The 15,536-nt window shown below is 58.4% G+C and carries 12 protein-coding genes; 1 reads left to right on the plus strand and 11 read right to left on the minus strand.

Features of this window, described 5'->3' with window-relative positions; all coding sequences use genetic code 11:
• Window positions 1-74: 74 nt before the first annotated feature.
• The 10 genes from MOQ67_RS22760 to MOQ67_RS22805 form a co-directional block, all read right to left on the minus strand.
• Window positions 75-428, minus strand: a complete 354-nt coding sequence (locus MOQ67_RS22760; RefSeq protein ID WP_198717160.1) for a flagellar protein FlaG — start codon at window positions 426-428, stop codon at window positions 75-77.
• Between the two features lie 73 nt (window positions 429-501).
• Entirely contained in the window at window positions 502-2,490 is a 1,989-nt protein-coding gene (locus MOQ67_RS22765; protein ID WP_448675564.1) for a flagellin N-terminal helical domain-containing protein, read from the minus strand.
• Window positions 2,491-2,767: 277 nt separating this feature from the next.
• Window positions 2,768-3,697, minus strand: coding sequence for a ketoacyl-ACP synthase III (locus MOQ67_RS22770; protein ID WP_198717162.1), 930 nt, complete (start codon window positions 3,695-3,697; stop codon window positions 2,768-2,770).
• A gap of 279 nt (window positions 3,698-3,976) precedes the next feature.
• Complete coding sequence (locus MOQ67_RS22775) at window positions 3,977-5,572, minus strand: flagellar hook-associated protein 3 (RefSeq protein ID WP_198717163.1); 1,596 nt, start codon at window positions 5,570-5,572, stop codon at window positions 3,977-3,979.
• Window positions 5,573-5,586: 14 nt separating this feature from the next.
• Entirely contained in the window at window positions 5,587-7,632 is a 2,046-nt protein-coding gene (gene flgK, locus MOQ67_RS22780; protein ID WP_198717164.1) for a flagellar hook-associated protein FlgK, read from the minus strand.
• A 10-nt stretch (window positions 7,633-7,642) separates the two neighbouring features.
• Window positions 7,643-8,908, minus strand: a complete 1,266-nt coding sequence (flgJ, locus tag MOQ67_RS22785; protein ID WP_198717165.1) for a flagellar assembly peptidoglycan hydrolase FlgJ — start codon at window positions 8,906-8,908, stop codon at window positions 7,643-7,645.
• 4 nt (window positions 8,909-8,912) lie between these two features.
• Window positions 8,913-10,001: a flagellar basal body P-ring protein FlgI gene (locus tag MOQ67_RS22790; protein ID WP_164887039.1), complete on the minus strand. Its 1,089-nt coding sequence runs from the start codon at window positions 9,999-10,001 to the stop codon at window positions 8,913-8,915.
• 27 nt (window positions 10,002-10,028) lie between these two features.
• Window positions 10,029-10,724 (minus strand): flagellar basal body L-ring protein FlgH, encoded by a 696-nt coding sequence (gene flgH / locus MOQ67_RS22795; protein ID WP_198717166.1) that lies wholly within the window; start codon window positions 10,722-10,724, stop codon window positions 10,029-10,031.
• A gap of 53 nt (window positions 10,725-10,777) precedes the next feature.
• Window positions 10,778-11,563 carry a flagellar basal-body rod protein FlgG gene (flgG, locus tag MOQ67_RS22800; protein ID WP_198717167.1) on the minus strand — a complete coding sequence of 262 codons (786 nt, stop codon included), beginning with the start codon at window positions 11,561-11,563 and terminating at the stop codon, window positions 10,778-10,780.
• Between the two features lie 67 nt (window positions 11,564-11,630).
• Entirely contained in the window at window positions 11,631-12,371 is a 741-nt protein-coding gene (locus MOQ67_RS22805) for a flagellar basal body rod protein FlgF (protein ID WP_198717168.1), read from the minus strand.
• A 598-nt stretch (window positions 12,372-12,969) separates the two neighbouring features.
• Between MOQ67_RS22805 and MOQ67_RS22810 the strand changes: the two genes are divergently transcribed.
• Entirely contained in the window at window positions 12,970-13,752 is a 783-nt protein-coding gene (locus tag MOQ67_RS22810; RefSeq protein ID WP_448675565.1) for a hypothetical protein, read from the plus strand.
• Window positions 13,753-13,792: 40 nt separating this feature from the next.
• Here the strand turns inward: MOQ67_RS22810 and MOQ67_RS22815 are convergent, their stop codons facing one another.
• Window positions 13,793-15,379, minus strand: coding sequence for a sigma-54-dependent transcriptional regulator (locus tag MOQ67_RS22815; protein WP_198718040.1), 1,587 nt, complete (start codon window positions 15,377-15,379; stop codon window positions 13,793-13,795).
• Window positions 15,380-15,536 lie beyond the last annotated feature (157 nt).

Here is a 15,536-nt window from a genome sequence, read left to right on the forward strand (position 1 = left end):
TCCTTGCCATGCGGCTGCCGCTTTATTGGCGTACTAACGCCATAGCAGCAATCAGAAACATGTTTCGTGCCAACTCAAGCCTTTGCTTCAAACAGCAGGCTGCTGGCATCGCTCAGGTTCTGCGCCAGCTTCAGCGCGGTCTCCGATGGAATCTGTCGAATTACTTCGCCACTGTCGGTGGCAATCACCTTGACGACCACTTTGCCGGTGGTGTCATCGATGGAGAAGTCCAGGTTACGTTGGGTCGCCTGCACAAACTCACGAATATCGGTTACAGCCTTTTCCAGTGCCATGCGCTGCGGCTCCTCGACGGAGGCCGGCTCCGTCTCAACTGCAGTCTTGGCCTGAGCAGTAGAGACACTATTGGCCTGACTGGCCTGGGTTGCGCCAGCCGGGTAAGACGCGTTCAGCTTGATGCTCATGTCCATTTCATCACCTCCAAACTGAAAAAACGGAAGGGCACGTATACGCGCCCTTCCGTTAGTTAACCGCTAGCCGATATTACTGAAGCAGCTTCAGAACAGCGGATGGCAGTTGGTTGGCCTGGGACAGGATCGCGGTGGAAGCCTGTTGCAGGGTTTGTTGCTTGGTCAGTTCAGCGGCTTCAGAAGCGAAGTCAGCGTCTTCTACGCGGCCTTTGGCGGCAGTGGAGTTCTGCGAAATGCTCTGCAGGTTGGCCACGGTGCTGGCAAAACGGTTTTGCACCGCACCCAGCTGCGAACGCTGGCTGTCAATCTGCTGCATGGCATCGTCCAGAGCCTGAACTGCTTGCTGCGAAGTGGCAGCCGACAGGATGCTCAAGTCAGAAACGGTGGTTTCCATGGTCACAGCAGCTTTGGTGCCAGCAGCGGAGACAACTTTCAAGCCCAATGCTTCTAGACCGGTACCAGCGCTGCCGTCCTTGACGGTGATGTCTTTGTCAGCGAACAGGTTCAGAGTACCGTCAGCGTTTTTGCTGGCGTTTACACCGGTGCTGGCGCTGTTGATCGAAGCCACGATCGCATCGGAGGTATCGCCCTTCTTGAACTTGACTTCAACACCGTTGACATCAATGGAGGTGTCGTCTTTCAACTTGGCTTGGGAAGTGCCAGCCGACAGGCCCAGCTGAGACAGCGAGCCGCTGGAAGTGTTGGCCAGCTTGATGTCTTTACCGTCGCCCGAAGTGAGGGTCACACGACCTTCTTTAACGCTTGCAGTAGCGCCTGTGCCTGCTGAAGCCGCGAGATCAGACAGTACGGTTTTCATTGTGGAAGTTGCAGTCCACGATACATCCTTGCCGTTAACAGTGATGGCACCGATGCTTCCCATTACCTCTTTATCCCATGTACCAGTGGTCGAAGCCGTCAAGCCAACCTTAGTAGCTACGTCAGCGCCACCAATGGTGATGTCTTTCGCCGAGGTCAGGGTCAGAACACCTGCAGAATCGGTTGAAGCTTTAACGCCGGTCTGAGCCGATTTGCTGTTGATCGCGACAGCTGCTGCTAAACCGGCAGCAGCACCAGCACCAGCAGTAGTCAGAGTGATGTCTGTGCCGTTGATGTTGATGATTTCGCCAGCAGTTGTCGCCAAAGCGGCAGTGCCGGTTACTGTAGCTTTTGGTTCAGCAGCAACAGCAGCAGTAGTGCCCGCGGTCAAGCCCGCTTTGGCCAGACTACCAGCAACGTTGTCCCCTAAAACGATGTCGTTGCTCGAAGACAGGGTTAGAGCACCGGTTGTAGGATCGGAAAGTGCAGTAACCTTAGTAATCGCGGTTTGAGCGTTGATCGCTGCTGCAGCGGAGATACCAGAAGCGCTACCTGCAGCAGCGACACCAAAGGTGATTACTGTTCCGTTGATAGTAATCTTGTCGGCAGCGGTAGTCGCAAGTGCCGCACCACCCGTTACGCTAGCCCCTTTAGGCAGAGGGAGAGTCGAACCAGTCGCCGTAGCGCTCAAACCAGCCAACGCAGTGCTGTTGACAGTAGCTTCGCTGAAGTTACCCTTCAGGCCAGTAGCGCTGATGTCAGTCATACCGAACGAGATGGTTTCGTTGGCGTTGGCGCCGATCTGGAAGCCAACGTTGTTGAACGAGCCATCCAGCAGGTTACGACCACCGAAAGTAGTGGTGTTGGAGATACGGGTCAACTCACCCACTTTAGCGGTGAATTCCTGCTGCAGGGAAGTACGGTCAGCGTCGCTTTTATCACCGTTCGCAGACTGCAGGGCGAGTTCACGCAGACGTTGCAGCAGGTTGGTGGATTCTTGCATCGCGCCTTCAGCGGTCTGCGCGATGGAAACACCGTTGTTGGCGTTGGCGATGGCTACGTTCAAGCCTTTGACCTGGTTGCCCAGACGGTTGGCGATCTGCATGCCGGCGGCGTCGTCTTTGGCGCTGTTAATTTTCAGGCCGGAGGACAGACGGTTCATCGAAGTGCTCAGAGCGTCGGAAGCTTTGTTCAGGTTCTTCTGGACACCCAAGGAAGTGATGTTGGTGTTTACTGATAATGCCATGACGAAATCCTCGTTGATTGGATACTGCGGCTTCCGGCCCTGGCAACCGCCGGGTGTGGCCTAGAGAACCTACGTAATAGTTATCGTCGTGGTAGCCAGTTGCTTGAGGAGTTTTTTGAAATTTTTTACTAGCACCGTGCCACCCCTTGTAATTCAAGGGCTTATGCAGGCAAAAAGGCCCGACTTCATTGGCTTTTCTGGCGCCAAATAAAAAACGCCGATGATCGTTCGATCATCGGCGTCTTCATGTTTGAAGCGCGTGCAGCCTATCTAAGTGTCACGGCCGATAGAGAATCGCCGAGCCCCAGGACAGACCTACACCAAAACCGCTAATTGCCACGCGTTTCCAGGTGGAGTCCATCGCGTGCTTTTCCAGCAGCAACGGAATGCTCGATGACACGGTGTTGCCGGTCTCGACCATGTCCTTGATGAACTTGTCCACCGGCGCATCTTCAAAACGCCGCGCTACGGCGTCGACAATCGCCGCACTGCCCTGGTGAATGCAGAAGGCATCGATGTCGTCGGCCTTGAGGTCCGACTCATCGAGCAGCGCGTGCAAGTGCGCCGGCACTTTGAGCAAGGCGAAGTTGAACACCTGGCGGCCATTCATGAAGAACACGCCGTTGCTGACCTTCAAGTGCGGTGCGCCGGAGCCGTCGGTGCCGAACTTGGCTTTGCCGAGCAGCCATGGGGCATCTTCGCCCATCCAGGTCGCAGTGGCGGCATCGCCGAACAGCATGGTGGTGTTGCGGTCTTCCGGGTCGACGATCTTCGAATACGGGTCGGAGGTGATCAGCAGGCCGTTTTTCAGACCGGCAGCCTCCATGAAGCCCTTCATCGCGTAGATGCCGTAGACGTAACCCGAGCAGCCCAGGGAGAGGTCAAAGGCGGCGACGTGAGTCGGCAGGCCCAGCTTGTCCTGGACGATGGCGGCGGTGTGGGGCAGGCCCTCTTCATCGCCGTTCTGGGTGACGACGATCAGCGCGTCGATGGACTCGCGCTTCAACTGCGGGTTGTTGGCAAACAACGCGTTGGCCGCTTCGACACACAGATCAGAGGTTTCCTGCGTGGTTTCCTTGCGCGGCAGGAATGCCGACCCGATCTTGCCAATGATGAACTCTTCATCCTTGGCAAATTTGGCACCCTGGGCGTAGTTATCGATCCCGTCGGCCGGCACGTAACTGGCGATGCTTTTTATGCCAATCATTGTGGCTTCCCAATACTAAATAGCTGGAGAACACCCCGCGAACTGCCTCGCCGGGTGCTGACAATAAAGGGGATAACCCCGCAAAAACTCGCTGAAAGCCGCCACGCAAAGACCCTGCGACGACTTATCCTTTTCACACGATACAGTGAAGATGCGCTTTATGACTCACAGGTCACTCAATTTTCTGTGGTTTGTGCAAAACCTTTGAACAATTGAGTGCCAAAAACGGCAACGGCCCAGCCTGTTTCCAGGGTGAGCCGCTGCGTGACCGCCAGCTGATTACATCTTATTGAACAGACTCAACTGGGAGATTTTCACGAACGCCAGTTGCGATGCCTGCAACATGGTTTGCTGCAAGCTCAGATTGATCGCGGCGTCAGCGAAGTCAACGTTACCCAACGCGTTCATGGTCGTGGAATTTGCCAGGCTCAGGCTGGTGTTCTCCTGAGTCTGGATATCCAGACCGTTCAGACGTGCGCCAATGGAACCACGCACTTGGTCAACCTGGCCGTAGGCATTGGCCAGGTTGCCGATGGAGCGGGCGACCACATCCTTGAGTTCCTTCTGCGCAGCCGGATTACCGTCCGACGGTGCTTCAAGGGTTCTGCGCAAATGGCTGAGGGTGTCGAGCACGTTTTCGTTCTTGTTGCTGGTGGCCCCGATCGTAAACTGGTCGCCATCATCTGGCGCCGGCGCGGTGGTCACGTCAAACGTCACGCCTGCGGCCGTAATCGAGGTATCGCCAACGGCCAAGGTGCCGCTGGCGATGGACTTGCTGTCCGCCGTATACGGTTGTGCATAGACATCGTAGGCACCTGCCGCACCAAACTTGACGACCGCACCAGCGTTGGGAAAGGTGCTGGCGTAAGCCGTCTGGTTGGTCACCTGGCCGCCGCTCAATTGCGCCGTGGTCGGATTGCTTGGGGTACGCGAAACACTGAAGGTGTCCGGTTTGACCGACAGGCTGAACTCGCGATCCTTGACCAGCGCATCCGAGGGCGCACCCGGCGCCACGCCTTTGCCCAGGTCCAAGCCGATGTCGAACTTGACCCCGCGCAAGTTGATGGTCGAAGCACCTTCCTTGGTCGAGTCAAAAGTACCGTTGCCCGGAATCTCGGAGGTGATGTCGTTACCGGCGCTGTCGCTCACGGTGTACTGGGTGCTGCTGGTGAACGTCAGCTTATATGGCTGGCCATCGGCAAAGCTGCTGTTGTAGGTGGCCCCGGAAGCAACCAGACCCGCCGACACCGTCACCTTGTTGTCATCGACCGCAGGCGGCACAAGCACGCGCGTCGACTGGGTACGACCGGTGTTCGCCGAGCTTTCGAGCATGGTTTTCGCGGTATCCCCCATCGATATCGACAGGTTTTCCGCCACTTTCAGGCTCAAGGGCGTGTCATCACCCTGGTAACTGTAGGTGCCATCGTTGTTGCGCAAATAAGGCGGCGTATCGGTCTTGCTCCCGGAAAACATGTAGTTACCGTTGGCATCCTTGGTATTGAGCAGACCCAGCACCTGGTCTTCAATCGAGCCAACCTCGGCGGCAATCGATTTGCGGTCGGCATCACTGATCCCGACGTTACCGGCCTTCAGCGCCAACTCACTGGCCTTTTGCAGCGCAGTGTTAATATTTTCCAGTACGCCGTCTTCAGTGTTCAGCGAATTCTTCAACGTATCGATATTGCCATTGAACTGCCCCAGCATGTCTTTCTGCTGCTGCAGCATCAACAGCCGCGCCGCTGCCACCGGATCATCCGCTGCCGTTTGCACACGCACGCCGGAGCTTGCCTGGTCCTGCGCCTTGACCACACTGGAATAGTTATCCTGGTACTTGGCGGAGCTGGTCTCAAAATATTGCTGTGTAGAAATACGCATCGTCCCAGCCTCCTTTAAATGGCATTAATCAGTGTGGTAAAGGTCTCTTGCGCAACCTTGATGATCTGCGACGACGCGGTGTAGTACTGCTGAAACCTGATCATGTCGCCGGCCTCATCATCCAGGTTAACCCCGGACACCGAGTTGCGCGCTTCCTTGTTGGCACTGAGCAACGCGCCGGTGGCCGTTGTGTCGACGCCAGCCTGGCTCGCTTTGGAACCGACCTGCGACACGAGGCGACTGTTCGCCGCGACCAGACTCACGCCCGTGTTTCCGTCACCCATACCGACACTGGCCTTGGTCTGCAGGTCGAGCAGGGCCTGGGCGTTACGGCCGTCGGACTTACCACCACTGTTGAAGGCAAAGGTGGTGCTATCACCCTCAGCCGGAGAACCGTTGACCGTCGTGTCGAACTTGAAGCTCTTGCCCGGGATCGCAGCACCGGCGGCGTCACGCATCGGCACATCCACGGTGATCTTGTTACCCTGCCCCGGAATGATGATGCCGGTGCCAATTGAATTGCCCTGCGCGTCATTCAGGGTATAAGGCTGAGTGCCATCGGCGGCCGCCTTGCCGAAGACCATTTTCACCGGCATCGAGTTCTCGATACCTGCACGCAACTGCGCCGTGTCGGCGCCGCCATGAATATCCAGCGGTACGGTCAAGGCGGGCTGGGTAAACGTACCCGTGCCGCTGTTGGTGTTGCTGCTGGTGCCCGCCAGTGGCCCGGCAAAGGCCAGCTTGTTCGCGTCGGTGAGCGCCACGCCAATGCCGCTTGCGCCAGTGGCGGTCGGGCTGACCTTGAAACTGTCTCCCAATGCCATCGGGCCCTTGCCGTCCAGCGACAGGGTGAAACCATCGATCGGTGTCGGCGGCGTGGCGGTGAGATCGACGACCCCCATGGACTTGCCATCCGAGCGCAGCACCGTCACCTTGTTGAGGTTGGTGCTGTCGCTGAAGGTGACCTTGTAATCGAAGGTCGAGAGCTTGCTGCTGTCGCTGATCGACACATTCAGGTTACCTGAACCCGCACTATTCCCCGCAGCGCCCTGGCTGCGCGAAGCAACGGCGACTGCGCTGTTGACGTCATTGAACAATGACACCCCAAAGTCACCGTTCAAATCCAGGCCTTGGCCCAGTTGATTGTTGAGGGTGTCCGCAGTCGCGATGGCGATACGTCCCAGGTCATTGATGGCCGGCATCAAGGCATCACTGCGATACCGCAGCAGGCCACCGATGCTTCCGCCGCTGACCACTGAACCCAGGTCCATGGCGGTGCCGCTCACATTCAGCTGGATGGTGTACTGACTGTTATCAGTGCTACTCGGCACAGCCGAAATAGTGTTGGAAATCCCCCCCTCCACCAACGACTGGCCGCTGCCGGTGGTCACGCTGAACTGGCCGTTCTTCTCGGTGACCGTTACCCCGATCAACTCATTCAGCGAGCGAACCGCCTCGTTGCGCGAATCCAGCAGGTTGGCCGGCGCATTACCCGACGCACCCTGAACCTGGAAGATCTGTTTGTTGAGCGAGGCAATCGATGAGGTCAGTTGATTGACCTGATCACTCATGGTGCTCAACTGGCTGTTGATGGTTTCTTTCTGCTGAGTCAACTGGGTAGAGATTGAGTTGAAGCGATTGCTCAAGGTCTGGGCATTGCTGACCAGCAGTTGCCGGGCGGAAAGATCGTTGGGGTTGGACGATGCCGTCTGCAGGGTCGCAAAAAAGGAGCTGAGCACCGACGACAGGCCAGTGCTTTTGTCCGACAGGACCTTATCCACGGCACCGATCTGGTCCTGATAAGCCTTGGCGTCATTATTCAGCGCAGTACTGTTCTGGTAAGCCGTGTCCAGGTACTCGTTGTACACGCGCCGCACATCCGCCAGCGTGGTACCACTGCCGATGAATACGCCGCCAAACGCGTTCGAGGCGCTGGAGTTCTGAAGGGTCTGCTGACGTGAGTAGCCCGCGGTGTTAGCGTTGGCGATGTTGTTACTTAAGACCGACAACGATCCCTGAGCGGCGTTCAGCCCCGACATCCCGATATTGAGCAAACTCATGGTTCAGACCTTATAAATGTATGGTTGCGCCCGCGACAGCGTAGTTCTGGTAGCTGTTCATCGTTTTGGCAATCTGCGAAATCTTGCTGGCGTAATCCGGATCGGTGGCATAACCGGCTTTTTGCAACTCGCGCACAAACTGTTCCGGGTTGTCGGCTGACTTCACAACTTCTTTATAGCGATCATTGCTTTGCAACAACGTCACCAGGTCATGGAAGCTGTCCTGGTAGGAATCGTAGGAACGGAACTGCGCCGTTTCCTTGACCATCGCCCCATCGCGAAACTCGCTGGTGATCGCGCGGGCCTGGCCGCCCTGCCAGCTCTGGCCGGCCTTGATACCGAACAGGTTGTGACTGCTGCTACCATCGCCGGCGCGCATTACCGATTTGCCCCAACCGGTTTCCAGGGCGGCCTGGGCCACCAGGTACTTCGGATCGACACCGATACGCGCCGCTGCGGCCTTGGCCATCGGCAACATGGTGGCGACAAATTCATCCTGGGAGCTGAAGGCTTTCTTCGCCGGCGCCAGCGGCGGCTGGGCCACGGCGCGGCCGTAGACCTGCATGCGGCCGCTGGACACGGCCAAGCTGCGTGCGCTGCTGTTGATCACGCCGTCATCCGCGGCGCTGTTACGCAGTGGCGCGCGGTTGGCATCGATAGCGACCGGCGCAGTCGGCACGATGCCGGCGAGCAGTCGATCGGTCAGCTTGCTCGGCAAGGCGATACGGCGCTGGTTCATCAGCGCCACGTCGTTGGTGTGAGCGCTGGCGCCTTCGGCGACGGCCACACGGTAGGCCCACAGCGGTCGCTGGCCATTGGAGCGGCCCAACGGCCCAGCCGCTTGAGTGCCGGCGGCGATTTCAGTCGGCACATCGACTTTTTTCACCGGCTCAGCCGCCGCCGGCCCCTGCAAGGTGGCCGCCTGGGCGTCCACCGGCTTGTTCTTCTGCATCTGGCGCATCAGCACGTCGGCCAGGCCGATACCACCGCCTTCGCGGGACATCGAGACGGCCAACTGCTGGTCGTACATTTCCTGGTACTGCTTGGCGGCCGGGGTGTTCAGCGGGTTGTCCTTGCCCAGGGCATCGGTGGCCGAGCGCATGGACTTGAGCATCTCGCTCAGAAACAGCGACTCGAACTCCTGCGCCACTTTGCGCATGTTGCCGTCGCTGTTCTTGTCGGCACCGACCTTGAGCTGGTTAAGCCGGTTCAAGTCGGAATAAGACCCCGAGTCCGCCGTGCTGCTGATCCCGCTGTTGCGCATATCCATGGCCATGACCTCAGATCACGATCAGGTCGGCTTGCAAGGCGCCGGCCTGTTTCAAGGCTTCGAGGATCGCCATCAAGTCGCCGGGCGCTGCGCCCACCTGGTTCACCGCGCGGACAATCTCGTCCAGGGTGGTGCCGGGGCCGAACTTGAACATCGGCTTGGCTTCTTGCTGGGCATTCACCCGCGAACGCGGCACCACGGCGGTCTGGCCATTGGACAACGGCCCAGGCTGGCTGACGATCGGGTCTTCGGTGATGGTCACGGTCAGGCTGCCGTGAGTCACAGCGGCTGGCGAGACCTTGACGTTCTGGCCGATCACAATGGTGCCGGTGCGCGAGTTGATGATGACCTTGGCCACCGCCTGGCCTGGGTCGACTTCGAGGTTTTCCAGGATCGACAGGTAGTCCACACGCTGGCTCGGGTCCAGCGGCGCGGTAACCCGGATCGAGCCGCCGTCGATGGCCTGGGCCACGCCAGGGCCGAGCATGTCGTTGATCTTGTCGACCACACGCTTGGCGGTGGTGAAGTCGGAACGGTTGAGGTTCAGGGTCAGGCTGTTGCCCTGGTTGAAGCCGCTGGGCACGGTGCGTTCAACCGTGGCGCCGCCGGGGATGCGACCGGCCGAGGGCACGTTCACCGTAATCTTCGAACCGTCGCGACCTTCGGCATCAAACCCGCCCACCACCAGGTTGCCCTGGGCGATGGCGTAGACGTTGCCGTCGATACCTTTGAGCGGCGTCATCAACAGGGTGCCGCCGCGCAGGCTTTTCGAGTTACCGATGGACGACACGGTAATGTCCACCACCTGACCCGGCTTGGAGAACGCCGGCAAGTCGGCACTGATGGACACGGCCGCGACGTTTTTCAGCTGCACGGTGCCCGAGCCCGACGGCACCTTGATGCCGAACTGCGAGAGCATGTTGTTGAAGGTCTGCAGGGTGAACGGGGTCTGGGTGGTCTGGTCACCCGTACCGTTGAGCCCGACCACCAGGCCATAGCCGATCAACTGGTTGGAACGCACGCCGGAAATGCTGGCGATGTCTTTCAGGCGTTCGGCCTGGGCGACTGCGCTCAGGGACAGCAACAGTGCCGCCGCCATCAGCTGTTTGAATTTCAAAGTGGCCACCTAGAAAGGGAACAGCGGGCTAAGGAAGAAACGGTCGAACCAGCCCGGCTGACTCGCATCAGCAAACGAACCCGTACCCGAGTAGGTAATGCGCGCATCGGCAATGCGCGTCGACGATACGGTGTTGTCGGTGGCAATGTCGTCGGCACGGACCATGCCGGCGATGCGCACCAGTTCATCACCACTGTTGAGGGTCATCCACTTCTCACCGCGCACGGCGATGATGCCGTTGGGCAATACATCGGCCACCGTCACGGTGATCGAACCGGTCAGGCTGTTGTTCTGTCCAGCGGAGCTCTTGCCGTTGGTGGCACGGTCACCGCTGTAGCCTGCGCTCAAGCTCAAGTCACCACTGCCCAAGGGGTTGTTGGTGTTCGGCACGGCACCAAACAACGAGGTCAGGCCAATACCGGTCTTGCTGGTCTTGTCCACTTGGGAGTTGGCGTTCTTGCTGGCCGTGGTTTTCTCGTTGAGGGTGATGGTGATGATGTCACCGACCCGGAACGCCTTGCGGTCGCTGTACAGGTTCTGTTCGAAACCGGCCTGATAGATCGAGCCATTGTTGGCCGCCGCCGGCAACGGCGTGCGCGGCAACACCGGCGCGTAGTACGGGTCATTGGGTTTTGGCGTCGGGGCGACACAGCCCGCGAGCACGGCAATCCCACTCAATGCCAGAACGGAAACATAGCGATTCATGACCCTAACCTCACGGTGTTGCAGGCGCCCTAAGGAGCGCCCCATAGACTTGATTACAGATTCTGCGTAACGAACGAAAGCATCTGATCGGCAGTGGAAATCACCTTGGAGTTCATCTCGTAGGCGCGCTGAGTGGTGATCATGTTGACCATCTCTTCCACGGTGCTGACGTTGGAGGTTTCCAGGGTGCTTTGCAGCGTGGTGCCGAAGCCGTTCAGGCCAGGGGTGCCGATTTGCGGTGCACCACTGGAGGCGGTTTCCAGGAACAGGTTGCCACCTATGGCTTGCAGGCCGGCCGGGTTGATGAAGTCGGCGGTTTGCAGGTTGCCGATCACTTGCGACGCCGGGTTGCCAGCCACGGTGATGGACACGGTGCCATCGTTGCCGACGGTGAAGGTCTGGGCATTGGCAGGCACGATGATGGCCGGCTCCAGGGCAAAACCGCTGGCCGTGACGACCTGGCCGTTGGAGTCCAGGTGGAAAGTTCCATCACGACTGTAAGACGTAGTCCCGTCTGGTTGCAGGATCTGGAAGAACCCTTTGCCGTTGATCGCCATGTCCAGAGGCTGACCGGTTTGCTGCAGGTTACCGGCCGTGAAATTTTTCTGGGTACCGACGATCTGCACACCGGTACCCAATTGCAGGCCCGACGGCAGTTCGCTGTCCTGGGTCGACTGGGCACCTGGCTGGCGCTTGATCTGATAGAGCAAGTCCTGGAACTCGGCGCGATCACGTTTGAAACCCGTGGTCGAAACGTTCGCCAGGTTGTTGGAAATAGTGGTCAGGTTGGTGTCCTGGGCGGACAGACCTGTTTTGGCAACCCATAGAGCCGGAAGCATGCTGTTCTCCTTCGTGCGCCTGTTTGTTGGCGCTGCGCCGCAAAATTAGTATTCAGTGAAACCGCAATCAGCTCATCGCCAGAACGCGGGTCATGGCCTGGTCGTCTTCTTTAGCGCTGTTCATCATCTTGATGTGCAGCTCGAACTGCTTGGAAAGCGCCAGCACCGCGGTCATTTCTTCCACCGCATTGACGTTGCTCGCCTGCAGGAAACCCGAGGTCAGCTTGACGTTCGCGTCGACCTGGGCCGGCTGGCCGTCCTTGGTATGGATGGTGCCGTCCAGGCCTTTGGTCATGTTCTTGAGGTCGGGCTGGACCAGCTTGATCCGATCCACTTCAGCCATCACCCGTGGGCCTTCACCCATCGCACGGATGCTGACGGTGCCGTCGGCGCCCACCTCGATCTTCTGCTGCGGCGGCACGGCGATCGGGCCACCGTTGCCCATGATCGGCATACCATTGCCGGCCCGCAGCACGCCGAGCGCATCCACATTCATACTGGCGCTGCGCACGTAGGCTTCGCCGCCATCTGGGGTTTGCACGGCCATCCAGCCGTCACCGCTGACCGCCACATCGAGGTCACGACCGGTTTCGATCATGGCGCCCGGAGAGAAATCGGTGGCGGGCCGCTCGGTCAGGGCAAAGGCCCGCGCCGGAAAGCTGTCGCCGAACACCGGCATCGAGCGCGCCTGCTCCAGATCGCGCTGGAAGCCGTTGGTGGAAATGTTCGCCAGATTGTTGGCATGGGCCTTCTGCGCCAGAGCATTCTGGCTGGCGCCGGTCATTGCCACGTAAAGGTACTTGTCCACGCTCTATCCTCTTTCTGACGGACGCTTGCCGCCCACCGCTGTACTGATGAGACTTAAGCAATTTGCGAACCAACTTTCCAAAAGCGCAGAAAGTCCAGGCGGGGCAAGGGTTTGCGCCAAGGCGTCGAAAAAGGCCGGCCCAGGAGGAGTCGAAAAAACGGCGGAGTTATGCCGCTGACGGCAAAGGTTGGAATCCTGCGGTCGTTTCCAAGCGCTCAAGCGCTACGGCATTGGATGGTCGCGGACGAAGCCGAACCGCTGAAACACTTGGCAAGCCACTGGGCACTTGCCCTCCCCCTTGGCCATCTCGAAACGACTGGCCCGAAGTTTTATTGTCCACTCATTACAACCCCCAAAAAAGCCGCATACCTGACGGCACCGCAAATGAGTGAGCGCATATGTAATTCTCTTGTTTTTTATAACCATCAGACAAACCCAACCCCAAACAAGAATACTCCGATAGCCTTTTACATTTACTGATCAAAACCCGCTTGGCGATTGAATGCAGCCCTCGTAACTTCACTCCATCGCAAAGCAGTCATGACTACTTTCCGATCATTCGTGCCCTACCAACTAATTAACGCTTAAGGATATTTAAATGTCTGGCATTTGTAACTCTCCCTGCATGCAAGAAGCGACAAACTGGCAAGCACACTTTTCTTATAACAACCTTCTCGATATATTTGAGCCGCTAAGCGCCCGTCCTTCCGAACAACGGCGCCAATTTGAGACGGCCCCAGACTTAACCCCAAACAATTACGCGAAAAACACGGATTGGGAAAATAAGTTTGGCGCACAACTGCCCTGCTGCGACGTCAACCCAACGGTCTTCGCACTACAAAAACTGCTGCAGAGCCTCCCGAGCAGGACCTTTGAGATCGACTTTGGCGTGTCCGCTAATGATGTGCGCAGCGGCAAGTTCGGCCCCTTGTCGCGCAGCGCACTCAATGAACTGGAAAAACTGGATAAAAACCAGGATTACCGAATGGTCTCAATCTCTAAAGAAGAGAATGAAATGATGAGTGGCGGAGTATTTTGGGTCCCGCAAAAAGGTGGCGCCGCCATCGAAATCGAAAGTCGCAAAGAAGGTAGATTATTTCCACCCCATGGTGCGGCGTTGCTCGAACACATCGACCTGTTAATGCTCGAACCCAAAAGCACCAATGAAGGGATATCTACCGACGAACTGAGATCCGGAAAGTACGGAGCGCTGTCCCCTGACATTACTAAGAGCCTTGAGGGACTGCCGAAAAACAAGAACTACAACCTGGGCGTACTCTTCCCCGAGACTCCGAATCAAGAACCTAATCTGGCCTGGATAGAAAAGGAGACGGGTAGCTCCGTCGTCATAGGTCCGGACAGGGGTTTCCTGGTGTTTTAACGCTGTCGGCCACCGCAGAACAACCTGAACATAGCGCCTTTCAAGTGCCGTGTTCAGGACTTTTGCCAGCACTTTCCTTGCTCATGCCATAGTCCCGCAGCTTATTCGCAATCGTTGTATGGGAAACGCCCAGGCGCTTACCCAACTGCCGACTGCTGGGATGTTCGGCATACAGACTTTCCAGCACGGCCTTTTCAAAACGGCCGACGATGGCTTCCAGGCCGCCCTCCAGGGAAAAATCGCCAAGGGGCTGACGCACGCCATAGTCCGGCAGGCGAATGTGTTCAGCCTTGACCGTCCCGCCCTCACATAACGACACCGCCTGAAACAGCACGTTTTCCAATTGCCGTACATTGCCCGGCCAGTGGTAATGGCTGAGCCGATCCATCGCCGCCGGGGCCAGTTTGGGCAACGGGCAACCGATCTGTCGGCTGGCCTGGTCGAGAAAGTGCTCCACCAGTGGCCCCAGACCATCGAGGCATTCGCGCAGAGGCGGGATATGCAGCGACAGCACGTTCAGGCGGTGATAAAGGTCCTGGCGGAATTCACCCCGCGCGCAGAGTTCCGAAAGGTCCACCTGGGTTGCGCAGATCACCCGCACGTCCAGGTACACCTCTTCATCACTGCCGACTCGGCGAAAGCAACCGTCTTGCAGGAAGCGCAGCAACTTCACCTGCAACCGCGCGCTCATTTCCCCGACACCATCAAGAAACAACGTACCGCCCGCTGTCAGCTCCAGCAGCCCCAGCTTGCCTTCGGCCCGCGCGCCCTCAAAGGCGCCGGGGCCGTAGCCAAACAGTTCGGTCTCGGCCATCGACTCCGGCAGGCCGGCACAATTGAGGGCCATCAACGGTGATTGGCCACGGGGGCTGGCCAGGTGACAGGCGCGGGCAAGCAGCTCCTTGCCGGTGCCGGTTTCGCCTTCTATTAATAGCGGCGCATCCAATGGCGCCATGCGCCGCGCTTCACGAACCACCGCAGCCATGACCTTGGAACTCTGGAAGATACTGTCGAAGCCACGCAGTTCCTGCTTGCGCACATTATAAATACGCTCACCGACGCGGTCGGCACGGTGCAAGGTCAACACCGCGCCGGCCATGGCTTCACTGTCGTCGTGTTCGGCCGACTGCAGCGGCGCGATGTCCGCCAGGAACACGTCACCCTTGACCTTGACCCGCAGGCCATTGATCCGCGATTTGCTCGCGCGCACCAGCTCCGGCAAGTCAAAATCCTCGGCGTAGCGCGACAGCGGAATGCCCGGCACCTCGTCCACCCGCACCCCGAGCAACTGCGCGGCCGCGCGGTTGGCGGCGACGATCGAGCCGCCCATATCAATGGACAGCACCGGAAACTCCAGGGCACCGAGCAGCGCATTGAGCTCCATGTGCCGACGCTCGCTTGGCATCAGCCCTACACGCTTTACACCAAACACCCCGGCAATCGCCTCGAACTGCGGGCGCAACGCCTGGAATTGCATGTTCACCAGGTTCGGGCAAAACAGGTAAATGGCGTTGCCATGCTCACCGCCGACCTCGCCCCTGGCGACGTTGACGCCGTACTCCACCAACAGGTTGAGAATGTCCCGCAGGATGCCAATGCGGTTCTGGCAATGCACTTTGATACGCATGAAAAGGCCCGAAGAAGGGTAGGCGCCGCGTCTTTTTGTCGCTGGCCGCAGATAGTCGTCAAGATTATGTGACACCTGGCGACCTTTTCACAGCCCAACCCATCGATTAGCGGCCCATCCGTAACGAATACTTTACGAATAGCAGTAAATTTTCCTA

The organism is Pseudomonas sp. LY-1, assembly GCF_053502595.1.